15 protein-coding genes are annotated in these 24259 nt (G+C 65.7%); 5 read left to right on the forward strand and 10 right to left on the reverse strand.

The window, feature by feature from the left end:
• Positions 1-120 precede the first annotated feature (120 nt).
• The 10 genes from ACIQ7H_RS15790 to ACIQ7H_RS15835 all read right to left on the reverse strand — a co-directional run bounded on the left by ACIQ7H_RS15790 (position 121) and on the right by ACIQ7H_RS15835 (position 13568).
• On the reverse strand, positions 121-855 hold the full coding sequence (locus ACIQ7H_RS15790; RefSeq protein ID WP_395793200.1) for an ATP-binding cassette domain-containing protein: 735 nt from the start codon (positions 853-855) through the stop codon (positions 121-123).
• Entirely contained in the window at positions 852-2066 is a 1215-nt protein-coding gene (locus tag ACIQ7H_RS15795; protein WP_395793202.1) for a hypothetical protein, read from the reverse strand. Before ACIQ7H_RS15795 ends, ACIQ7H_RS15790 begins: the two co-directional genes overlap by 4 nt.
• Before the next feature lie 69 nt (positions 2067-2135).
• Positions 2136-3563: an aldehyde dehydrogenase family protein gene (locus ACIQ7H_RS15800; RefSeq protein WP_395793204.1), complete on the reverse strand. Its 1428-nt coding sequence runs from the start codon at positions 3561-3563 to the stop codon at positions 2136-2138.
• A 298-nt stretch (positions 3564-3861) separates the two neighbouring features.
• Positions 3862-4926 carry a GGDEF domain-containing protein gene (locus ACIQ7H_RS15805; protein ID WP_395793206.1) on the reverse strand — a complete coding sequence of 355 codons (1065 nt, stop codon included), beginning with the start codon at positions 4924-4926 and terminating at the stop codon, positions 3862-3864.
• Between the two features lie 359 nt (positions 4927-5285).
• Positions 5286-7535 carry a DNA topoisomerase IV subunit A gene (gene parC / locus ACIQ7H_RS15810; protein WP_395793208.1) on the reverse strand — a complete coding sequence of 750 codons (2250 nt, stop codon included), beginning with the start codon at positions 7533-7535 and terminating at the stop codon, positions 5286-5288.
• A 326-nt stretch (positions 7536-7861) separates the two neighbouring features.
• Positions 7862-10012, reverse strand: coding sequence for a TonB-dependent receptor family protein (locus ACIQ7H_RS15815; protein WP_395793210.1), 2151 nt, complete (start codon positions 10010-10012; stop codon positions 7862-7864).
• Positions 10013-10274: 262 nt separating this feature from the next.
• Entirely contained in the window at positions 10275-11669 is a 1395-nt protein-coding gene (locus ACIQ7H_RS15820; protein WP_395793212.1) for a C13 family peptidase, read from the reverse strand.
• Positions 11666-12379, reverse strand: coding sequence for an acireductone synthase (gene mtnC / locus ACIQ7H_RS15825; RefSeq protein WP_395793214.1), 714 nt, complete (start codon positions 12377-12379; stop codon positions 11666-11668). Before mtnC ends, ACIQ7H_RS15820 begins: the two co-directional genes overlap by 4 nt.
• Entirely contained in the window at positions 12379-12933 is a 555-nt protein-coding gene (locus ACIQ7H_RS15830; RefSeq protein ID WP_395793216.1) for a 1,2-dihydroxy-3-keto-5-methylthiopentene dioxygenase, read from the reverse strand. The genes mtnC and ACIQ7H_RS15830 overlap by 1 nt, the downstream gene beginning before the upstream one ends.
• Complete coding sequence (locus ACIQ7H_RS15835; RefSeq protein WP_395793218.1) at positions 12930-13568, reverse strand: methylthioribulose 1-phosphate dehydratase; 639 nt, start codon at positions 13566-13568, stop codon at positions 12930-12932. The genes ACIQ7H_RS15830 and ACIQ7H_RS15835 overlap by 4 nt, the downstream gene beginning before the upstream one ends.
• 397 nt (positions 13569-13965) lie before the next feature.
• Between ACIQ7H_RS15835 and ACIQ7H_RS15840 the strand changes: the two genes are divergently transcribed.
• From ACIQ7H_RS15840 to ACIQ7H_RS15860, 5 genes are all read left to right on the forward strand, one after another.
• The gene (locus ACIQ7H_RS15840; protein WP_395793220.1) at positions 13966-21432 is read left to right on the forward strand and encodes an RHS repeat-associated core domain-containing protein; all 7467 of its coding nucleotides are present in this window, start codon (positions 13966-13968) and stop codon (positions 21430-21432) included.
• Entirely contained in the window at positions 21429-21854 is a 426-nt protein-coding gene (locus ACIQ7H_RS15845) for a hypothetical protein (RefSeq protein WP_395793222.1), read from the forward strand. Before ACIQ7H_RS15840 ends, ACIQ7H_RS15845 begins: the two co-directional genes overlap by 4 nt.
• A gap of 62 nt (positions 21855-21916) precedes the next feature.
• Entirely contained in the window at positions 21917-23155 is a 1239-nt protein-coding gene (locus tag ACIQ7H_RS15850; protein ID WP_395793224.1) for an RHS repeat domain-containing protein, read from the forward strand.
• 410 nt (positions 23156-23565) lie between these two features.
• A complete protein-coding gene (locus ACIQ7H_RS15855; RefSeq protein ID WP_395793226.1) occupies positions 23566-24009 on the forward strand; it encodes a hypothetical protein in 444 nt (147 codons plus the stop codon).
• Positions 24006-24259 (forward strand): hypothetical protein (locus ACIQ7H_RS15860; RefSeq protein ID WP_395793227.1); only part of this gene is annotated, 254 nt, incomplete at its 3' end. The genes ACIQ7H_RS15855 and ACIQ7H_RS15860, both read left to right, overlap by 4 nt.

The following is a 24259-nucleotide window of genomic DNA, read 5'->3' on the forward strand; positions in this document are numbered from 1 at the left end:
GCGCCGCACGGATCGCGCTGCCGCAGACGCCGGATTTCACTGGATGGCGTCACGCGCATCGATTGGCATCGGTCGCGGTGCATGGCGGTCGTCATGTTGGCAGTGTGCGGCGGCGGGCGACTACATCGCTGCGACCATTTCAGTTTCCAGCGAGCGCTGCGGGTCGGTCCGCAGTGCCATCAGCTGGGTCGCAGACCACTGCTGTCGCAGCTGACCCTCGACCAGCAGCACGGCGCGATTGACGTGGCGCTCAGCCATCTCGATGGCGTGCGTGGCGAGCAGGATCGCGGTGTCGCCGCGCGCCGCCAGGCCCACCAGATGCTGCTTCAGCGCCAGCGCGCTGGGCGGGTCGAGGCCGTTCAGTGGTTCGTCCAGCAGCAGCAGGGGCGGCTCGCCGAGCAGGCCCAGCAGCACGCCGAGTTTCTGCCGCGTTCCCAGCGAATACTCCTCCACCGGGCGCGCCAGCCAGGGCGTAAAGCGCAGCGCTTCGGCAAGCGCAAGCGTGCCGGGCGGGATCAAGCCCAGGCCGCGCGCATGGGCGAACAGGCTCAGACACTCCTGCCCGCTGAGCAGGCCGGGCAAGGCAGCTGGATCAACCGCGCAGCCCAGCGCGGCGCGAGCGGCCATGGCTTGGGTATCGATCCGTTGCCCCGCCACCGTGATCCGCCCACCGGCCAGCGTGTGCAGGCCGGCGATACAGCGCAGCAGGCTGCTCTTGCCCGAGCCGTTCGGTCCGACCAGGGCGATGAACTCGCCGCGGGCGAGCTCAAGTGAGATGTCGCGTAGCACCGGGCGCCCGCCGAGATCGAGTGCCAGTGATTCGATGCTCAGCAGAGCAGATGCAATCGTGTTCATGAGGGTCGCCTGGATTGATGCACATGCCAGCCAATGCGCGCGGCGGCGATCACCAGCACCGCGGGGCCCAGCCCCGCCTGCGCCAGCAGAATCAGCAGGGCCAGCTCGGCCATCAGCTGCGCACGCTGGCGGCCACGCGACAGCGGGTAGCGAAGCATCAGCGCGAGTTCGAGCAGGCACAGCAGCAGAAAGCCGCCGCCACCGACCAGCAGCAGCCACAGCGGAGCACCCATCGCCGCCAGCGCCACGGTCACCAGCACACTGGCCAGTACCGCGCGTGATGCCGGGTAGCGCCAGCCGCTGGCGACGAACCGGTCGCGCCTCAGCGGCGTCGTCGTGAGCAGCAGTGTGGCTTCGCGCAGCGCAGTGGCACTGGCGTCGAGCAGGGTGCGCAGCCAGGGCTGCACTGCGACCAGGATCAGCATGCCGGCCAGCATCTGCGCCCCTTCACCCGCCAGCACCAGCAGACCCAGCGGCAACAGCCACACCCAGGCTTTGCCGCCGCGCCAATTGCGAATGGCCTGGCGACGCTGCCACAGCGGCAGCTGCGGCAGCGGCCCGGCCCAGCGCGGCGGAGTCGTCCAGCCCAGCACGCGGCTGCGCAGCAGCGGCGCGTGAGTGATTCGGCGGTTGTTCGGAATCAGCAAGGTCGACAGCAGACCCAGTGCGAGCGCCAGCAACAGACCGATGCACACCTGCGGCGCATCGGCTGCCGAAACCAGGCCCAGCGCCACACCCACCACCACTGCCAAGGCGCCAGCCAGCAGCTGCAGCAATGCCGTGCGCAGCCTCAGCTGCCAGCGCGCACGCGCCTGCAGTGCAGGTGCAATCGGCAATGCCGCCAGCCAGCCCTGGGCGGTGTCGAGTTCAAACCGATGCAGGGTTCGACGCTGGCGCGATCCGCTCAGCAGGCCGAGCACGAGCACGCTGAGCAGCGGCAGCTGCAGGCCCAGTTCGACCATTCTGCGCAGACCGGTGGCGAGTGGTCCGGCGAACGCGAACAGCATCAGCACCGCGAACACCAGCGCCGACAACAGCAGGAAGCTGGACTCGCCGCGACGCTGCAAAAGCAGGCGCAGGCGCGCGCGCAGCTCCAGGCGCTGCTGCTGCAGTCGCGGATGCTCGCGCGCGGGGGTCAACAGATTGGCGATCACGGTGGCTCGATGGCTGCCAGGGCGAGCTTCGAACCGCGGTGAGGCGGCGAGTTCCATCGCCGTGTGCGCCGATGGTGTTCGCATCGACAGCGCGGCCGCCTGCACCGTCGTCGTGCGGCAAGATGCTCAGGCCTTCAGCACCAGCAGCCGGGTCTCGCTCATGTCCTCAATCGCCCAGCGCACGCCCTCGCGGCCGAGGCCGGAGCCTTTGATGCCGCCATAGGGCATGTTGTCCATGCGGAAGCTGGGCACATCGCCGACCACCACGCCGCCGACTTCGAGCTGGTCCCAGGCCTGCATCGCGCGGCGCATGTCGTGGGTGAACACGCCGGCCTGCAGGCCGAAATCGGAGTCGTTGACGCGTGCAATCGCAGCGCCGAAATCGTCGAAAGACTCCAGACACGCGACCGGGCCGAACACTTCCTCGCGTGCCAGCCGGCAGTCGTCTGGCACCTGCTCCAACAGGGTCGCGGCGTGCATGCGGCCGCTGTGCGCGCCGCCCGCCAGCACGCGCGCGCCGGCGTCGCGGGCTTCTTTCACCCAGTCCGCCACCCGCTGCACGGCGGCGGCATCGATCAGCGGGCCGATGAAGGTCTGTTCCTGCTTCGGGTCACCCATCGACAGCGCCTCGACCTTGGCGATCAACCGCTCGCGCAGTGCCTCGTACAGGCTGGCGTGGGCGAGGATCCGCTGCACGCTGATGCAGCTCTGTCCGCTCTGGTAGTAGGCGCCAAACACCAGGCGTTCGACCACATGATCCAGCGCATCGGCCTGGTCGGCATCGACGATGCACGCCGCATTGCCGCCCAGTTCCAGGGTCACTTTCTTGCGGCCGGCACGGGCCTTGAAGTCCCAGCCGATGATTCCGCCGGTGAACGACAGCAGGCGGATTCGCGGGTCTTCGATCAGGGCGGCGGCGTCGGCATTGCTGCAGTTCAGAATCGAGAACGCGCCCGGCGGCAGCTCGGTCTCGGCCAGAATCTCGCCAATCAACAGCGCACCGATCGGCGTGCGCATCGCCGGCTTCAGCACGAAGGGGCAGCCGGCGGCAATCGCCGGTGCGACCTTGTGGGCGACCAGATTGAGCGGAAAGTTGAACGGGGTGATGAAGCTGCAGGGGCCGACCGGCACCTGCTTGGTAAGGCCGCGATAGCCCTTGCCGCGCGCCGAGATTTCCAGGTTCAGGGTTTCACCACCGATCCGGACGGATTCTTCGGCGGCGATGCGGAAGGTGTCGATCAGCCGGGTGACTTCGCCGCGGGCATCGCGGATCGGCTTGCCGGCTTCGATGCACAGCGCCAGCGCCAGTTCTTCGCTGCGCTCGCGAAAGCGGCGCTCGCAGTGTTCCAGTACCGCCTGCCGCCGCCAGGGTTCGAACGCAGCCATCGCCGGTGCGGCCGCGGTTGCTGCTGCAATCGCGCGCTCGACGGTGGCGGCATCTGCCAATGGAGCGCGGCTGGCGATTTCGCCGCTGAAGGCATCGACCACCGCCAGCCCTGCGTTCGGCTGCTCGGCGCGGTTTGCGATGTAGTGCGGATAGTTGGGCTTCAGCATGATTACCTCGGGCGTTCTGGCCGCGGCCAGTGTAGGCGGCGCGGCCCGGGCGGTGGGTGTCGATGCGCGCGCTCGCGCGCAGGGCCACTACAGTCCGGGCGTGACCCTCGCTCCGTCGGACAGCATCACCTGGCCGATCGCGCGTATCGACAGGCGATCGAGACGCGGCCAGCACCTGCGCGACGAAGGTGCAGCCACGGCCAACTACCGGCTGAGTCCTGGATATCGTCCGGACCGGCCGGACGACATCCGCCGGGGGGTGCCGCCGGCCACCAGTACCGCAACGCCAACCGCCGCATCAATGCAGCGCGCTATCCCCATTGCGCCCATTCGGCCGGTTAAGTCGGCGTTCGGCGGGCACTTCGTGGCTGCCGGTGTGGGCGGAGGGGTCGCGGTCGATTTCGCAGCGGTCGCGGCCGGCGTGTTTGGCGCGATAGAGCGCGGCGTCGGCCCGGGCCAGCCATTCGGGCCAGGTTTCGCCAGCGTGCAATGAGGCGGCGCCGATCGATACGGTGATGACGTGGCCCTCCCAGGCCAGCTGGCCGCGCAGTGCTTCCTGCAGTTTTTCCAGCGCGGTCGGCAGGCCGACTGGCGGGGTTGATGGCAGCAGCAGCACGAATTCTTCGCCGCCCAGCCGATACAGCCGATCGAGTTTGCGCAGGCTGCCGCGCGCGATGGATGCGAAGTCGGCGAGCACGCGATCGCCGGCCTCGTGGCCGAAGCGGTCGTTGACCGCCTTGAAGTGGTCCAGATCGATCAGCGCCAGCCCGACCGGCCGCGGTCGGCGGGCGAAGCTGGAAACGGCCTCGGCCAGCTCGCGTTCCAGCAGGCGACGATTGCCGGCGCCGGTCAGTGGATCGTGTGAGGCCAGCGCCTCCAGCTGCCGACGCTGGGTGTCGGTGCGGGCGGCGAAGATGAAGGCGTACAGGCAGACCAGGGTGGCGGTGACCGCGAACGACATGCGCTCGGTGTCATCGGGGAAGCCACTGCCGCTGAACACGATGGACACGATCACGAACAAACTCGCGCCAAGCGCGATCCGGCGCTCGGCCAGAAAGAAGTTGGCGAGCAGGCTGGCGTAGGCCCACAGCATGCCGTTGCGGCCGAGAATCTCGCTGGCGACTACCACCGAGAGGCTGATCATGGCGACCTGGAACAGCGCCGCGCCGGTGTTGCGGCCGGTGCGCATCGCGTGCCAGACCGGCAGGCTGATCAGCACCACGATCACGCTGTCCATCACCCCCGCGACCCACTCGCCGCGGGCAAACCTGTACACCGCGAACGGCAGGATGCCGAGCACAGCGCAGCCGGCGAACAGGCTCATCACCGCGAACTGGATATCGCTGCGCAGGCGGTCGAGCATCAGGCTGGGCGCCTGGGGTGGCATCGCATCGGGGGCTGAGCTTTGGCGCGAGCGTTCACTGTCCGGTGGCCCGTACTGGGTGCCCGCGGGGCGGGCCTGAGGATGCCTGTGGTGCAAGAGCTGTTCCCCGTTCTGCGCGTGCCGAGGCGTCAGGCCGGCCCCGACGCCAGCGCCCAAAACGCCGCCTGTGCCGATTCAGCGGTTGCCGCAGACGCTGCCGTTCGATGCTGTGTGCGTGCTGTGTGGCGCGGGCTTGTGCCGGGTGCAGTGCAGGCGTGGCGGTCGTTTGATCTTGAACAACAGGCGCGGCCTTTTCGGCCGCGCCTGAACAGTTCAAGGCTTGGCGCTGCCGTCACGGATCAGCCGGGCTCGACCCGATCAACCCGCTGGAAGCCGCGCGGCAGCGGGTTGCCGCGGGTGGCGCGGGCGCCGGAGTAGGCCTGCAGGTCGCGCCAGTTGAGGGTGAGCTTGCGCTGGCCGCAGTGCAGGATCAGCTCGCCGCCCTGGCGCACCACGGTGACCGCAATCACCCGCTCCTCGCCAGATTTCAGTTTGGCCGGGGCGATCTGCAGGATCTTGTTGCCCTTGCCGCGATCGAGCTCGGGCAGCTCGGCCACCGGGAAGGCCAGCAGCTGGCCGGCATTCGACACCGCCACCAGCCAGTCCTGCGCGCTGTCGTTGATCGCCACCGGCAGCAGCACTTCGGCGCCGTCGTCGATGTTGAGCAGGGCCTTGCCGGCTTTGTTGCGGCTGGTGAAGTTCTCGAAGCGGGTGACGAAGCCGTAGCCGAAGCTCGACGCCAGCAGGAAGCGCTGATCGTTCTCGCCCATCGCTGCGCTGACAAAGCCGACTCCGCTGGCCGGAGTGAAGCGGCCGGTCAGCGGCTCGCCATTGCCGCGTGCCGAGGGCAGGGTATGCGCCGCGGTCGAGTAGGCGCGGCCGCTGGCATCCAGAAAGGCCGCCTGCTGGGTGCTGCGGCCGCGCACGGCCACCAGCAGCCGGTCGCCTTCGCGGTAGGAAAGCCCGGCCGGGTCGACCTCATGCCCCTTGGCCTGACGCACCCAGCCTTTCTCCGACACCACCACGGTGATCGGCTCGCTGCTGACCAGCTCGGCCTCGGAGATCGCCTGCGCTGCGCCGCGCTCGACCAGGGGCGAGCGGCGCGCATCGCCGAATTTCTTCGCGTCCGCCAGCAGTTCGTCCTTGACCAGCTTCTTCAGCTTGGCCGGCGAGGCCAGGATGCCCTGCAGCTTTTCGCGTTCTTTGGCGAGCTCGTCCTGCTCGCCACGGATCTTCATTTCCTCCAGTCGCGCCAGCTGCTTCAGCTTGGTTTCGAGGATGTACTCGGCCTGGGTATCGGTCAGGCCGAAGCGCGCCATCAGCACCGGCTTGGGCTCGTCCTCGCTGCGGATGATGCGGATGACCTCATCCAGATTCAGGAAGGCGATCAGCAGGCCTTCCAGCAGGTGCAGGCGACGCTCGACCTTGTCCAGTCGATGGTTCAGGCGGCGAACCACCGTGCCGGAGCGGAACGCCAGCCAGTCGCGCAGGAAGATCTTCAGATTCTTGACCTGCGGCTTGCCGTCCAGGCCGATCACATTGAAGTTGACCCGGTAGCTCTTCTCCAGATCGGTGGTCGCGAACAGATGCCCCATCAGCTGCTCGACATCGACCCGGTTGGAGCGCGGAACCAGCACGATGCGGGTCGGGTTCTGGTGGTCGGATTCGTCGCGGATGTCTTCCAGCCAGGGCAGCTTCTTGGCCCGCATCTGCTGGGCGATCTGCTCGATCACCTTTTCCGGGCTGACCTGGTAGGGCGTGGCGATGATCACGATGTTGTTGTGCTCGCGCACGTATGCGGCGCGGGCGCGCACGCTGCCGCCGCCGGTCTCGTAAATCTTCCGCAGGTCGGCGGCGGAGGTGATGATTTCGGCGGTGGTCGGGTAGTCCGGGCCGCGGATGTGCTCGCACAGGTCGGCGACGGTGGCCTCGGGGTCGTCGAGCAGGCGCACGCAGGCGCTGACGACCTCGTTCAAATTGTGCGGCGGAATATCGGTCGCCATGCCCACCGCAATACCGGTGGTGCCATTCAACATCAGGTGCGGCAGCCGCGCCGGCAGCCAGCTGGGTTCTTCCAGGGTGCCGTCGAAGTTCGGGCTCCAGTCGACCGTGCCCTGGCCGAGTTCGCCCAGCAGCACTTCGGCGATCGGGGTCAGCTTGGACTCGGTGTAGCGCATCGCCGCGAACGACTTGGGATCGCCGGTGGAGCCGAAGTTGCCCTGGCCCTCGATCAGCGGATAGCGATACGAGAACGGCTGCGCCATCAGCACCAGCGCCTCGTAGCAGGCCGAGTCGCCGTGCGGGTGGAATTTGCCGATCACATCACCGACGGTGCGCGCCGATTTCTTCGGCTTCGAGGCGGCGCTCAGGCCGAGCTCGCTCATCGCGTAGATGATCCGCCGCTGCACGGGCTTCAGGCCGTCGCCCAGGAAGGGCAGGGCGCGATCCAGCACCACGTACATCGAGTAGTCGAGATAGGCGCGTTCGGCGTACTCGTGCAGGGGAACCTGCTCGAAACCGTGGAAACTCTGGCGGGTCAGGTCGGGCATCGTGTTCTTGGGCTTGGCTGCAGCAGAGGGGTGCGAATGCTAGCAGCCTGTCGGGCTTTGGGGGTCGAGGCGAAAATCCGCCTGCGCGAGGACAGTTTTTCGACGATTTGCAGGCCAATAGTGGTCTCTATTGGCCAAGAATCGGCGGAAAAATGGACCGCGCAGGCGGATTTGCAGCCCGACCAACCAAAATCCGACAGGCTGCTATCAGCTTGGGCTTGCCCTCCCGTGTGTGGACAAGGCGGTAGCCGGGGTTGCAACGGCCAGAACGACAGCGGCCGCACTCCGGAGAGTGCGGCCGCGAATGCGCATTGCTGGTGGCCTGACTACCAGGCGTAGCGGGCGCCCAGGACGAACTGGCGCGGGTTTCCGAACAGAATGCCGCGGGTGCGATCAACGATGTATTCCTGGTCGGTCAGGTTCTTGATCGCGAGGAAGGCACTCCAGCCATAGGTATTCGGCTCGTAGTTGAGCGTCGCGCTCCACACCGCGTGGCTGTCGAGCCGCCCGAACTGGCTGTCGCCATTCAATGCGGGCTGCGCCGTGTTGGCGAAGTCGGCCCACTGGCGGCCGACGTGCTGCAGTTCGAGGTTCATGTCCCAGGCGCCCTGGGCGTAGCCGACCCGGCCGGTGAAGGTGAACTCCGGTGCGTACGGCAGGCGGTTGCCGGCCAGGCTGCCGGCGACCGCCTGACCGTTGTCCACGCGGCGCAGCACACTGGACTGCTCGGCGGTTGCCAGCCAGGTTGCAGCAAGGTTGGCGTACCACTCGCCAGCGCGATTCTGCAGGGCCTGCCGGTTCAGGCCGACCGCCAGCTCAAGGCCGGCGTATTCGGTCTCGCCCTGTGCCAGCGGCGTGCTGCCGCCGGCAATCGAACCCACCGCGATCTGGTTGTCGAAATCGCTCTGGAAGGCCGTGGTTTCAAGGTCGATGCGGCCGATTCGGGTGCGCAGGCCCAGTTCGATATTGGTGCTGCTTTCGGCGTCCACCTCGGTGCTGGTGCCATTGCCGGCGATCACATCCTCCACCCGCGGCGGGGCGAAGCCCTCGTGCGCCGAGGCGTACACGCTGGTGCCACCGGCGAACTCGTAGTTCAGGCCCAGGCCCCACAGCGTTTCGGCCAGGTCGTCTTGGCCGCGCGCGCCACCCGGCAGCCGGTTCTGGCGGCTGAATTCGATGTCTTCGCGGCGCAGGCTCGGGGTCAGCTGCAGGCGACCGAAGTCGAAGGTACTGGTGACGAAGCCCGACAGCGCGTCGGTGGTGCGGAAGTTGCTCTCGGCCAGCGTGCCGGTGCGCGCGGCCGGCGCCGCGCCGTTGATCTGCTTACGGTCCTGTTCTTCTTCGTGCCAGCGCAGCCCGAACTCGGTGCTGCCGTTGCTGCCGATCAGCGAGCGCGGCAGCTTGAAGCGGGTGTCGAGGCCCCAGGTTTCGTAGCTGCGAAGGCGGCCCTGTACCGAGTTGCAGGCGCGTGGATCGACCCGATCACCGCGGTAACGGGCATCGCGGAAAGCGCTGCCGCACTGGGTGTCCGAGGTGGAGCTGGACTGCCGCCACCAGTCGCGGTCGAAGCTGCTGTAGTACAGCGAGCTCAGCAGCTGGGTGCCTTCGGAGGGCGTGAAGGCGTGGCTCAGCGACAGCGCGTCGTGCTCGATGTCGAACAGATCGTCGAGAAAGGGGTAGTACTCGGCGCCGAAGTTGGCGTACTCCGCATCGGTGATGCCGGAGTAACCGACCTGCGATTCTTCCTGCAGGTGGTTGGCGCGAACCGTCAACGCGTGGCTGTCGCCGAACTGGCGGCTGTACTTCGCGAACAGATCGGTCTGTTCGAGCGCAGTGTTGTCGCGGGCGCCATCGCCCTGCTTGTGTCCCAGATCGAACAGCAAGCCATTGCCACCCACGCTGGCATGCGCGGCCGCGAAACCACGCGTTCCGGCTGACACCTGCACGTGGCCGGCCGGATCCTGCGGCGGGTCGGGGGTGATGTAGTTGATCGCTCCGGTGATCGTCTGCGGCCCGAACCGCAGCAGGCCCGCGCCCTTCAGCACTTCGATGCGGTCGTAGCGCTGGATCGGGGCGTGGTAGTAGCTGGCGTTGTCGCCGTAGGGCGCATACATCGCCGGCAGGCCGTCTTCGAGCAGCAGCACCTTGGTCGAGCGGGTGGGATTGCTGCCGCGAATACCGATGTTGGGTCGCAGACCGAAGCCTTCCTCGTCGCGCACGGTCACGCCCGGCACTTTGCGCAGGGCCTCGTTTACGGTCAGCGCGCGTCCGGACACCAGAACGCTCTGATCAAGGATGGTCGAGCTGCCCTCGGCGGGCTCGCCCTTCACGTTCTTTTCGACGACCTGGATCGTGGCAAGGGTTCGCAGATTCACATCGGCGGCGGCTTCGGCGGCGGCCTCGGCGCGGGCTTGGGGTGCCGAGACGGCGAGTACGCAGCAGAGCGCCACGTAAAGAGGATGCAAGCGTGGGGACATGGGCTGGAAATTCCGGCGGCAGGTTAATCAGCACGGAAGTATGAAACCGAATGCGAACGATTAGCAATAACCAACCTGGGTGATGTCCCGCTGGGTCTGCCATCGAGCGTGTTCAGGATGTCCGCCGCAGGAGCCTTCGCGATGCAGACAGCGATGCCTGGAGCACGTGCAAACCGAGCCGCGGCCGCCGCGGCGGGCGTCAGTGATGCACTTCCAGCTTGCCAGTGCTGAACGCGGGTCGATCGGCGTGACTGCCGATCGCTCAGTGCGTGGTCGCCCGCAGATGGCGCTTGAGCTCGGCGCCCATCGCGATCTGCGGTTCCGAGGCTTCGAGATCTTCCTCGGTTTCGCGCTCGGCGACGCGACGCTTGGCCTGTTCGAAGGCGGCCTCCCAATCCAGGGTGTCGGCCAAGGCATCGATCAACAGCGCGCGGCCGAAGTAGGTGAAGTCGGAGTCCACACCGCAGCCGAACGAGGTGCGGTCGGCGCGGGCGGCGGTGATCACCAGGGTCTGCGGGTCCTGCAGCGCCGGGATGAAACCGCCGGAGTAGCAGGCCGAGACGATCAGAATCCGCCAGCGGATGCCGGCGGCGTCGAGCATCTCGCGCAGGTCTTCAGCGCTGACCGGGTTCAGCGGCAGCGGTTCCAGCGCCACGTGCAGGTTCCAGTTCTCGCTGCCGTGGCTGGTCAAAAACAGCAGCAGCACGTCCTCATCGAGGTTCATGCGGCGGCCGATGTCCTTCAGCGCCACTGCCAGATTGGTGCGCGTCGCCAGCGGCGCCTGCTCGACCGTGGCCGGGTTGTTGAGCAGGGCCAGCACGCGTTCGCCCGCGCCCAGGCGCTCAGCAAACAGGCGCGCGGCGAAGTCGACCTCGTTGCGGAAGACCTCTTCGGCGCCGTCGCCGCCGAAGGCCACGGCGTACAGCTCCTGCGTGCCGGCCACGCCCATCGGGATGGTTTCCAGCGCCGCCTGCAGGCGCCGCGGCTGGTCGTACATCAGGGCTTCGGGATCAAAACTGAAGCTCGGCGGCGCTTCTTCCCAATCGGCGGTCTGCGCTTCCCAGTCGGGATACCAGAAGCTGGTGTACAGCGCGCCCTGCAGCGGCAGCAGACCGCCCACGGCAAGCAGGGCGCAGGCGAGCAGATGGCGCGCCGGCTGTGGCTCGGGCACCAGCCAGCGCAGCAGCCGCCACAGCAGGGCCAGTGCGAACAGCCAGGCCAGCAGCAGAAGCAGGGCGGTGTGCTGCTGTTCGGCGGCCAGCGCTTCGGCGCCGAGCAGCCAACCGAGCCAGCCGCTGACGCCTTCCGGCGTGTCGGTGTCCCAAAGTGCAAGCGCCAGCCGCAGCGGCAGCAGGGCGATCAGCAGATAGCCGGTCAACGGCAGCCAGCCGCCCGGACGGCGCAGCAGCCGCGCGACCAGGCCCGACAGCAGACCCAGCAGACCGACACTGCCGACCACCGCCACCAGATGCGCCCAGAAGAACGCGCGCGGCTCTTCGATCGCGCGCCAGCCGAACACCAGCTCGATCAGCAGATGCAGGCCGAGCCCCCACACGATCAGCCGCCCGGACGGCGGCAGCGGACGCGAACGCGGCCGCAGCAGCAGGCCGAGGTGCAGGCCTTGGCCGAGCCCGGCCAGAGGGGAGCGCAGGCTCATGCCCGACCGGGCGTCGCGAGATCGATGTCGGCGAAGTCGATGTAGCGCGGGTGCCCGTGCGCGGCCTCGCCGATGCGCGCGGCGGGGTAGTCCTGCAGGCGATCGATCAAGGCGGTGGTCATGCCAGCATCGCGCGCGGCGTCGAGTTCCTCGACCACGTCGGACAGGAACAGCACCTCGGCCGGCGCCTGGCCGATGGCCTCGGCAATCCGGGTGTAGCTGATGGCCTCACGCTTGCCGCCGATCTCGGTATCGAAGTGGCCGCCGAACAGCTCCAGCAGATCACCGGCCTCGCTGTGGCCGAAGAACAACTTCTGCGCGCCCACCGAGCCGGACGAATACACGTACAGCGGCAGGCCCTGCGCATGCCAGCGGGTCAGCGCGTCGGCGGCATCGGCATAGATGTGCGCGCGGTAGTCGCCGCCCTCGTAGCCGGCGCGCCAGATCATGCCCTGCAGGGCTTTCAGCGCGGTGTGCTTGCGGTCCTGGTCGATCCAGCCCTGCAGCACTTCGGCGATGCAGGCATCCGGGCCGGCGGCGCCGATCTCGGCGGCCACTGCATCGACCCAGCGCGCGACTTCGGGGTCACGGCCACGCGCCTTCAAGAAGGCCGGCAGCGCGCGCCGCGCGTACGGAAACAGCACGTCCTTGACGAAGGCGATCGAGCTGGTGGTGCCCTCGATATCGGTGACGATCGCGCGGATCGGCATCAGGCAGCGTCCCGCTCGAAGCGCGGAAAGCGCTGCGCGATATCGGTGCCGGTGAAGTTCGCCACCCAGCCGTCGGGGTTGTTGAACAGGCGGATCGCGATGAAGTATGGCTGCTCGCTCATATCGAACCAGTGGCGGGTGTTGGCCGGCACGCTGATCAGATCGCCGGCCTCGCACAGCACCTCGTACACCTTGTCGCTCGGGTGCAGGGTGAACAGGCCGGAGCCGCCGACGAAGAAGCGCACTTCGTCTTCGCTGTGGGTGTGTTCGTTCAAGAACTTCTGGCGCAGCGCGGCGCGATCGGGGTGGTCGGGCTTCAGGCTGACCACGTCCATGCTCTGGTAGCCGCCCTCGGCGACCAGCCGATCGATGTCAGCGCGGTAGGCGGCGATCACTTCATCCTGGCTGGCGCCCGGCTGCACCTCTGCTGCGGCCTGCCAGCGCTCGAAGCGCACGCCGATCGCGCGCAGCTGCTCGGCGATTGCGGCGTGGTCGCTGCTCTCGAACAGCGGCGAATCCGGCGTGGTTTCGTCGAAGATGCGGATGCGGCTCATGCGTTCAGTCTCCTCAAGTCCAGCTCGCAGGCGAGCAGAAATTCCAGCGCGTCCAGATGTCGGCGGGCTTCCGCCATGTCGCGGCCCCAGGCGTACACGCCGTGGCCATTGATCAGGTAGCCGAACAGATTGGGCTGGTCGAGCAGGGGCTCGATCTGGTTTGCCAGCGCGTCCATGTCCTGGCTGTTGGGCAGCACCGGAATCTCGACATCAAGCTCATGGGTGGCGTTGCCGCGGAAGGCTTTCAAGAGTTCATAGCCCGACAGCCGGATACAGCCCTCAGCGGCGAACAGCCGCGAGGCCACCGTCTGGTTGTGCGAATGCGTGTGCAGCACGCAGCCGATGTCGGGGAAGCGGCGGTAGATCTGCGTGTGCAGACCGGTTTCGGCGGACGGTCGCAGCTCGGTTTCCACACCGCGACCATCAAGATCGACCACCATGATGTCCTCCGGCCGCAGCCGACCCTTGTCGCGGCCGGAAACGGTCACCGCGATCAGGTCGCCATCCAGGCGCATCGAAAAATTGCTGCTGGTGGCCGGCGTCCAGCCCAGTTGGGCCAGTTCGGCAGCAGCCGAGATGATTTCGTGAGCGCGCTGTGGCAGCGCCTCGCGGGCGGTATCGGTGAGGGTTTTCATAGGCGCGGAGTTTAGCTCGACGGGCTGGTAGGGCAATCCACCTGCGGCTCGAAAGCCAGCAGCCTGTCGGGCTTTGGGGGTCGAGACGATGGTCGACTGCGCAAGGACAGCTATTCGAAGTCTTTTGGCCACCCGTGGGCGCTCGGCCAAGCATCGGCGGATTGTGGACCGCGCAGGCGGATTCGCGACACCGCCAACCAAAGTCCGACAGGCTGCTGGGTGGGACGAATTTGACTGCCCGGCCAGAGCGTGCGTTCCATCCTGTCAGTTCTTGCGGCTTGATATCGCGCTGGCCCTGCGTGTGTTCGTAGATCGTTCTGCGAGCAGCCAATCTTCGCGTTGACAGGGCGTTTCAGGGTCCCGATGCTCTGCGGCCACTATCTCCTGATCATCGTCAATGAAGACCGCTTCCTTGATTTTGTGCGCCACCTTGTTGGCCGTTCTCGCGTGCCAGCCGATCGCGGCCCAGCAGTTACCCAACCTTGACCCAGTTTCGGACGCCGTCGGCAGCGTGGCGGGCCGCTTTCGCGTTGATGAGACCGGTCAGGCGAACTACACCATCGCCATCGCCACCACACCCGGTACGGCAGGTGTTGCCCCCCAGCTGTCGCTGAACTACAGCAGCCAGGCAGGGGACAGCTGGCTGGGCCGCGGTTGGAGCGTCGGCGGGCAGTCGCAGATCAGCCGCTGTCGCATGACACGCGAGCACGCCGATCCGATGAGCAGCGGCAACTACGTCGGAACGGCCGTCAACTTCATCTGGGACGACGTGTTCTGCCTCGACGGACAGCGACTGCTGCTGGTGTCAGGCAGCTACGGTGATCCGGATTCCGAGTACCGGCCGGAGACCGACCCATTTACCCGCGTGTTCGCGCGCGGCGGCAACAACAGCGCTGACATCACTGCCTACACCGGGCCTATGAGTTTTGTAGTCCAGCGCCGTGACGGCACCGAGAGCCAGTACGGTGCGACAGACGACTCGCGCATGCTCGTCAACAACTGCGGAGGGACGAGCGGTCGAGCCTGCGCTGCCAGCAGTTGGGCGATCAACCGGGTTGAAGACTCCAGCGGCAATTACATGCTGTATGTGTACGCCAAGTGGAATCTCGGGGTGTTGGTCCAAGCCACGGCGCCCGCAGACGAGCAGCACCTGAGTGAGGTGCAGTACACGGGCAAGCGCCGCTTGCCCGGCCAGACGGCACCGGATTCCGCGCCCTATGCACGCGTGCTGTTTGTGGATCAGGCGCGCGCCGCTGATCATCGCGTCACCGGCTGGCAGGCGGGATCGCGCTACGCACTTACGCGTCAACTGACTGGTATCGCGGTGCGTGAGCCGTTCGCAACGGATGTCCGCTACTACGCACTTGAGCATCGCAGCGCGCCGTCCGACAGCGGGCAACTGCTGCTGCAGCGGATCCGCGAGTGCAGCACGATTACACAGTCGCTCTGCTATGCGGCCACCGAGTTCAAGGTAGACGAGCGCTCGTACGCGCTGAACGTCGCTTCCAGCGTCCAGATGTCCAGTTCCATGCTCAGCCAGCGTCAGGACCTGCGCATCGGCGATGTTGATGGCGACGGCCGGCAGGACATCGTCTGGTCGACCACGGCGGCCAGCTGCAGCGGCAGGCCCGCCGTACGCGTGGCCTTTGGCGGACACACTGGTACCGGCAGCACCAGCGCGCTGTCGCTGATCACGGTATCGACTGCACAGTTCTGCCTGCAGCGCTCCAGCTCACAGCTCGAAGACAGCTGGCACCTGGTGGACTACGACGGTGACGGCCGCGATGACTTGCTGCTTGCTGGGCCCGACAACAGCACCTGGCGTCTGCATCTATCCTTGGGGCGACCGACGACCTCCACGGGTGCGATTTTCTCTCCGACCGACAGCCTTGTCGCCGATGTGATTCCGGTCGGTTCGTCGGCGTCCGCCCTGGCGCAGCTCTACGACTTCAACGGCGACGGTCTGCTGGATCTTCTGCTGCCCGGCGAGCCCTCCGGCGTCCAGGGTCTGGTCGTTCGACTGATGGAAATCGACCATGCCAAGGGCGTGCGACGCTTCGGCGCGCCGCTACCGGTTGACCTGCGTTTTGCGGCCAACGACCGATGCCCGCAGGACCCCAATCCACCGCCGGGCTTCAACCTCAACAACTGCGAATACACCCTCGTGCGGGGGGACCCGAAGGTTCGAGGGGTCGATCTGGACGGCGACGGCCGCGGCGACCTGATGCTGAAGGTTGTCCGCCACTACAGTTCCGGCCCGACGCCGCGCCCGGCTGGCCCGCCGCGCTTTGTCTCACCTGCGGAGTTCGAAGAGATCTCCAGTGCCAGCACAGCGTCCACCGCCAACTCGATACTGACCACGCACTGGTACTTTTTCGCCAGCGCTGGCGTAAAGGACGACGCGCTGCGCTTCCACCAGTATTTTGTGGGCGACATCACGACCCTGCCGGGCGGGCCGGCGCCTGACTTCAGCGGCGAGCGCGGCCGCATTCAACTCGGCGATGTCACCGGCGACGGCTTGGCGGATCTGATCTACTCGCCCGCTTCTGCAAGCACGTCGGTGCGGATCAGAGTCAACATCGGCTGGGGTTTTGAACAGTCTCAGGGTCCAATCAACGGGCTGTCGGAACTCGATCGGATGCAGTTGGCCGACCTCGATGGTGACGGCCGCTCGGACCTCGTCTACCCCGCCCGATTTGACTCGGGCTTTGCCTATTGCGGCTTAAACCAGGTGAACGGCAGCTCGCGCCCCTACTGCGTCCGTTACGCCGGCCGGCAAGGCCTGCCGTTTGGCGACGCGATCGGCTTGGATGCACTGGCGGCGACGGACGGGACGCGACCACTGTCGGACTTTGACGGCTTGTTCGCGGACTTCGATGGCGACGGTCAGGTCGACTACCTGCGCCTCGCCCGCGATGGCGGGCAGAGCTACGCCGAGGCGCTGATGGTGCGCCGGCAAGCGCGCCACACGGCGCGCGACGCCATCACCGAGATCGTCGATGGTTTTGGCGCCCGGACCCGCATCGACTATCAGCCGCTCACCAATCGCGCGGTGTACCGACCCGGCACTGAAGGATGGAAGCTGGAGCTGGGCCGCAAGTCGCCCGTTTTCGATCTGCTGGCGCCGATGTACGTGGTGGCCAGCGTTGAAAGCAGCGCACCGCTGGAGGGTGACCAAGCAGCGCTGGCACGCACCGACTATCGCTACGGCGGCGCACGCATGCAGTCCGGTGGCCGCGGCTTTCTCGGGTTCGCCGTGGTGGACAGCTTCGATGCCAACGAACACGCCGTGCTGCAGAGCTACGGCGCCAGCCGCACGCGCTACAACCAGGCGTTCCCGCTGGTGGGCACGCCGGACACCAGCACTCGGGCGGTGCTGCCGGCGGCAAGCGGCTTCAGCCTGGCGCAGTCCATTGCCACCACCGTGGCCGGCAGCTGCCGCAGTGATCCAGAGTCTTCCAGCAACTGCTTCAATCCGAACGCAGGCGATTGGCCCAGCGACATCGCCAGCGGTGGCCGCCTCCACACCAGCACGCTCAATGTCTACCAGGTGATCTCGACCACGCAGTTTGGCACCTGCCCCGGGGTGCGCAGCACGGTGGGTGACATCCTGGAGCTTGCGTTGGCAGACCCCGACCGTGGCGTTCCGTACTTGCCGCCGACCCAGCAACCGCTGTTCGCGCCGCTGCTGGGGACGGTGGAAGAGTCTTTTGCCATCGACAGCACCGGCACCGATAACTCGCGACTCAGCCTGACCTATTCACTGCAGTGCTACCAAGACCCCGCGGGAAACCTCACCCGAGCCTTCATCGACGTGCGCGACCCGACCAACTTCGAGCAATCGCTGCACTTCACCAAAACCGTATCCTCGTTCGACAACGGGCCAATGAGCGTAGCGACGGCGCCCTGGCGCCTGGGTCGGCTGACCGGCAGCACCACGGAGAAAACCCGCGCCGGGCTGACCGACACGCGCTCCGCCAGCTTCGTCTACGACCTGACATCAACCGCAAAAACCGGTCAGTTGCTGGCGGAAACGGTGTCGGGCGACGGTGGCCTTCAGGCGACACGCACCCTCTACGATCTGGATGACTACGGCAACCGCGTGGCGGCCTATGTGTGTTCCGCTCTCGAAGCGGACGGCAGCACGCTGACCGATGCCGAGTGCCGTGATCGGAACCGCATCAAACAGCGGCCCACCGCCACCAACGGAAGCCCCACAACCGCGATTCACCGCTACACGCGCTCGGAATACGACGCGCGAGGCCGCTACCTGTTGCGTACCTACGCCCCCTTCTTCGACCCGGGCACAGCCAATCAGGTCGTCGAACGCATCAGTTCGGAAGTTCACAGCCGCGACGTTTTCGGCAACCCCACCGAGGTCAGCGATGCCAACGGTCGGCGCAGCTACGCCCGCTTTGGTGCACTTGGCCGGCCCTACGCCTCCGAAGTGCAGGGCGGCGCGCGCTCGGTGGTCACACTGCGCCTGTGCGGCGGCGCCGTGTCCTGCCCGCCGGGCACCGTGTACCGGCAACAGACCACCAGCACGGCCGGGCCGACCCAGTGGAGCTACCACGACCGGTTGGGTCAAGTGGTGGTGGCGGCGGCTGAATCGTTCGAAGCGGCGGTGCCTGATCGCAACTTCACGGCCAGCTGCGCGTTCCGCGACATCAAAGGTCGCGCCGCACGCAGCTCGGTACCGTTCTTCCTCCCCGCGCAATCAGGCGCGGCGCCCTCGTTCAGCGGTGCGGCGGCCAGCCCGTGTGCGAGTTCCGGGCTGGCCTTCGAGAGCCGTCAGTACGATGTGCTCAGCCGGCCGCTGAGCGTGCTGGCGGCCGACAACTCCACGTTGAGCTTCAGCTACGCCGGCATGCGCGTCGAACAGACCAATGCCATGGCGCAGAAGAGTTGGGAGCTGCGCAACGTGCTGGGCGAGGTGGTGCAGGAGATCCAGGCCGCGCCGAATCAGGGCGCGCAGCAGGGGCTGGTGATTTCGCGTGAGTTCGACCCGCAGGGCAACCCTCGCTTTGTCCGTCGCAACGCCGGTGCCGGCGAGATCGTTTCCGAAACCGTGTTCGACGGCTTGGGCCGCGTCAGCGAAAGCCGCGATCCCGACCGCGGGCACGAGCGCTTCACCTACAACGCGGCCGGTGAACTGATCCGTCGGGTCGACGCGCAGGGCGTGGAAACGTGGATGCATTACGACGCACTGGGCCGGATGTGGAAGCGCGAAACCGGCACCGTTGTACCGCCCGAGGCGCCGGGGCCGCAGCAGGTGTTCAAGTCGGGTTTCGAGTCATCGAACGGGGTGGCGCTGCAAACCCAGACCGACCTCTGGCAGTACGACACCGCGTTCAAGGGCGTGGGCAGTGTGCACATTGAAGAGCGCGTCGCGCCCGGCGACGAGTTGTTCCGGAATACGCACGGCTACGACAGCCTGGGCCGGCCCGCTGCGCTCTCGACACTGATGCGCAGCCGTGCTGGCAACGGCAGCCTGGACACCCGCACGCGCACTGCAAGCACGGTGTACGACGCCCTCGGCCGGGTCTGGCAGCAGACCGATGCAACCGGCGGCGTGCTTGAACAGGTGTACACGGCGCGCGGCTTTGTCGAGCAACTGCGCAACGGCCTGAACGTTGGCGAGGTCTACAACCGGGTCCTTGAGGTGAATGCGCGTGGCCAGGTAACGCGTGAGCGACGCGGCGATCACACGTCGATGGAGGTGCGTCGCGACTACAGCGCCACCCGCGGTTGGCTGACCGCCGTCGATGCCGGCCCCGGCGACACCCTGCAGCGGCTGCGCTACGACTACGACGCGCTGGGCAATCTGCGCTGGCGGCACGACCAGCGGCGCGGCGAGTTGGAGAGCTTCGGCTACGACGCGCTGAACCGGCTGCGTTCCACCCATGTGGGCATACAGGGCTTGGGCGCTCCCGCCGTGCTGGCCATGACCTACGACGCCCTGGGCAATATCTGCACCAAGCAGACCGGGTCAAGCGTTGCCAGCTACCAGTACCGCGGCCGCGCCGGCTGTGCCGGCAGCCAAGGCAGCGCCACGGCCAGCCCGCACGCCGTGAGTTCGGTAGACGGCCGCTCGCTGTTCTATGACGCCAACGGGCGGATGACCGTTCGAACAGGCGCAACGGCCGCGCAGAACCGCTACACCGATTTCAGCGGGCTCGATCAGCTGGTGCTGGTGGTGATGGGCGACGCCTTGATGCCGGCGGCGATGCTGGAACTGGCGTACACGCCGGGTGGCTCGCGCTACCTGCGGCGCGAGCGCGTCAATGGCGCGGTCACCGTGACCCGCACCTTCGGCAGCGTCGAGGAGCTGCAGCGGCCGGACGGCACCCAGCTCACCCGGCGCTACATCGGCGGCGTGCTGATTGAAACGCGGATCGGCACCGCGGCAGCGACCAAGCAGTACCTGTTCCACGACCACCTGGGCTCACTCGACGTGATCGCCAACGAGTCCGGCGCGGTGCTGGAGCGCTTGAGCTTCGACGCCCACGGCCAGCGACGCGCGGCCACGCAGTGGACATCGACCCTGCCGGCGCTGGTGTCCACCTTCACCCCACGCGGCTTCACCGGCCACGAGCATCTGGACGCCTTCGGGCTGATCCACATGAACGGCCGCGTCTACGACCCCACGCTGGGCCGCTTCATCCAGCCCGACCCGATGCTCGATGCCGGCATCCAGGGCCTGAACCGCTACAGCTACGTGCTGAACAACCCGCTGAGCCTGACCGACCCGAGCGGCTACCTCTCACTGGGCCAAATCCTGCGCACCGTGGTGGCGGTGGCTATCACGGTGTATACGGGCGGCTGGGCGGCCGGCTACTGGGGCGCGGCGCTGACCACCACGCAGGCCTTCGGCGTGGTGGTCGCCGGTGGCTTTGCGGCAGGCGCGGTGCAATCGGGCACCCTGAAGGGCGGGCTGCAAGGCGCCTTCTCAGCGGCGATCTTCTTCGGCATCGGCAGCTACTTCGATCAGGCCAACTCGGCCTCATCCTGGGCACGCACCGGCGACAAACTGAACACCATCGGCCGCGTGTCCAAGATCGTGGCGCACGGCGCCGCGGGTGGCATCATGAGTGACCTGCAGGGCGGCAAGTTCGCGCACGGCTTTGCAAGTGCGGGCTTCTCGGAAGCGGCAGGACCATTGACGGAGGGCATTCAGAGCGACTTCCTGCGTGGCGCGGCGCATGCGTTGATTGGTGGCTCCGCCTCGTCATTGAGTGGTGGGAAGTTTGCGAATGGGGCGGTGACGGCGGCGATGTCGTTCTCGTTCAATGAGTTGGCGCACGGAGCGCAGAGGCGAGCTGCGCAAAGGCGTCTATCCTTGGCGAACGCTCGTATGCTTGCCGAAGGAGGAATGAGGCCTTTTGATAGCGCCGATGAAGCCGCGATCTTCTGGCACGAACGGGCCGGTTCACTCGCGGGCGATGTCGAGTTTGGTTCATACATCTTCAAGTCGAGAGAGAAGTACTACATCGGTCCAGTTGGAAGCTCCTTTGAAACAGACGAGATAGACTGGCCAGCGTTTGGACCCAGGGGCGTCGGAGGCAATGCTGGATTGGTTGGATTCATACATTCGCACCCGAACGGCAGCCACTTTTCTGGGCAGGGTCAGTATGTACTCGAGAACTTTCCAGGATTCTCGAGAGTTATGAATGCAGGAGGGAGAGCGGGTGACCTTGGTATCGCATGGCAGGATGGGTACTTAAACATTTACGCATCAAGTGGGAGTCGGCTTTTCGGGTGGAGTCAATCCATGTTCCTGAGTGGTTTTGATGGACAAATGCGGACGAGAGGATCTGCATTTCTAAATGCCGGACAGTATTGCGTAACGGGAGACTGCAAATGATTCGCAATAAAGTGTTTTTGATCTTGTCGCTTGGTGTGCCGGTCATGTGCAATGCGGACGCCGTCATAGATAGCTGTCGAGATGTTGTTTATGCAGATGAGCCTGTGTGCTTTGTATCTCATCTTCGTCTGATCTCTAGACCAATGGACTACGATGGAAAGTTAGTAGTCTTTAGTTCGGTTATCAGAGTTAAACTAGCCCCTCCTCATTCTCTCTATTTCTCAAAAGAGGCGTCTGACAGGCAGGACGAGATAGACTCGATCCTGCTGAACTTCAGTGACGAGGAAATAGATTCTTCGTCCTTGCCCAATCGGGGGTGGGTGCGTGTGCATGGGCGTTTTCACGTCAATCGAGGCGATGCCGCTTCAGCGGCATTGGCAACGATTGATCCAGTGGTGAAGATCTTCGCCGAAACACAATGATCGTCGTAATTCAGGTGTCAGATCCCAGATGACCCTCCAGTTCCAACAGGCTCGATCAGCTGGTGCTGGTGCTGGTGCTGGTGCTGGTGCTGGTGGTGATGGGCGGCTCACGCTACCTGCGGCGCGAGAGCGTCAATGGCGCGGTCACCGTGACCCGCACCTTCGGCAGCGTCGAAGAACTGCAGCGGCCGGACGGCACGCAACTCACCCGGCGCTACATCGGCGGCGTGCTGATTGAAACGCGGATCGGCACCGCGGCAGCGACCAAGCAGTACCTGTTCCACGATCATCTGGGCTCGCTGGACGTGATCGCCAACGAGTCCGGCGTGGTGTTGGAGCGGCTGAGCTTCGACGCCCACGGCCAGCGGCGAGCGGCCACGCAGTGGACATCGACCCTGCCGGCGCTGGTGTCCACCTTCACCCCACGCGGCTTCACCGGCCACGAGCACCTGGACGCCTTCGGGCTGATCCACATGAACGGCCGGGTCTACGACCCCATGCTGGGCCGCTTCATCCAGCCCGACCCGATGCTGGACGCTGGCATCCAGGGCCTGAATCGCTACAGCTACGTGCTGAACAACCCGCTGAGCCTGACCGACCCGAGCGGCTACCTCTCGCTCGGCCAGATCCTGCGCACCGTGGTGGCGGTGGCTATCACGGTGTATACGGGCGGCTGGGCGGCAGGTTATTGGGGTGCGGCGCTGACCACCACACAGGCCTTCGGCGTGGTGGTCGCCGGTGGCTTTGCAGCCGGTGCGGTGCAATCCGGCACCCTGAAGGGTGGCCTGCAAGGTGCTTTCTCAGCGGCGATATTCTTCGGCATCGGCAGCTACTTCGATCAAGCCAACTCGGCCTCATCCTGGGCACGCACCGGCGACAAACTGAACACCATCGGCCGCGTGTCGAAGATCGTGGCGCACGGCGCAGCCGGTGGCATCATGAGCGACCTGCAGGGCGGCAAGTTCGCGCACGGCTTTGCGAGCGCGGGTTTCTCGGAAGCGGCTGGGCCACTGACGGAGGGCATTCAGAGCGACTTCCTGCGTGGCGCGACGCATGCGCTGATTGGTGGCTCCGCCTCGTCATTGAGTGGGGGGAAGTTCAGCAATGGCGCGGTGACTGCAGCCATGGGGTTTGCGTTTAATCATGTGGTACATGGCGCCCAGAGGCAGGCTGCCCAAAAGCGCCTGTCACGAGCGAATGCGCGCATGCTTTCCGAGGGTGGCATGCATCCCTTCGATAGCGCGGATGATGCCGCGATGTTCTGGCACGAGCAGGTCGGTTCATTGGCGGGTGAAGTATAATTTGGGTCCTTCATCTTTAAGAGTGGTGGAAAATTCTACTTGGGAGCTGTAGGGTCGTCATTCAATACGAGCGAGATAGCGTGGAGTGCGTTTGGATCTCAGTCTCCAGTTGATGGGGCGGTTGCTGTGGGGTTTGTTCATTCACACCCCAATGGGTCGACTCTCTCCGGCCAAGGTCAGTTCGTCATAGATCCATTTCCCGGGGTTTCGGAGATTTTCGAGTCAACGGGTGGTCGCGGAGACTTGGGGTTAGCTTGGGCTCGCGGCTACAGATACGCCTATGCTTCAAGCGGCCCTAGCCTTCATGGATGGAGTCAATCGAGATTTCTATCGGGATTTGACAGGGAAATGGGGAATATTGGCAGGGCCTACCTCAACACTGGGCAGTACTGTCTACAAGGGAATTGCAGATGATGAGAGCATCAGTTCGCTGGATCTTTATCTGGGCACATGCTTTCCTCTTCGCTGAACCAGTTTTGGCTGAGGGAAGTGCGCGCGGTTGTATAGACGTGGCTACAGAAACGGAAGAAGTCTGTACTGTTTCGCATCTTCGACTGGTTGCCGATCCGAGTAGCTACAATGGAAAACTGATTGTAGTGAGCGGTATTCTGGGGGAAATCGATGATGGTTACATCCTGTTCCACTCGAAAGAGGCCGCCGAGCATGGCAGCAGAATTGACGCAATTTTTGTTCGCGATGTCGAGGCCGATGATGTAAAAAGAGACCCCGAGGTCGGGGATTGGGTTCGCGTGTTTGGAAGGTTTAGGGACAGCTGGCCTGACGATTCGTTGGGTCGATCGATCGGCCAGATAGATGAAGTGAGACTGATGTATAAAGAATCTGCTTATCGTTGAAGCGGCTGCGCTACGACTACGACGCGCTGGGCAATCTGCGCTGGCGGCACGACCAGCGGCGCGGCGAGTTGGAGAGCTTCGGCTACGACGCGCTGAACCGGCTGCGTTCCACCCATGTGGGCCTACAGGGCTTGGGCGCTCCCGCCGTGCTGGCCATGACCTACGACGCCCTGGGCAATATCTGCACCAAGCAGACCGGGTCAAGCGTTGCCAGCTACCAGTACCGCGGCCGCGCCGGCTGTGCCGGCAG

It is taken from the genome of Aquimonas sp., from assembly GCF_044377145.1.
In the GTDB taxonomy this organism is placed as follows: Bacteria; Pseudomonadota; Gammaproteobacteria; order Xanthomonadales; family Xanthomonadaceae; genus Aquimonas.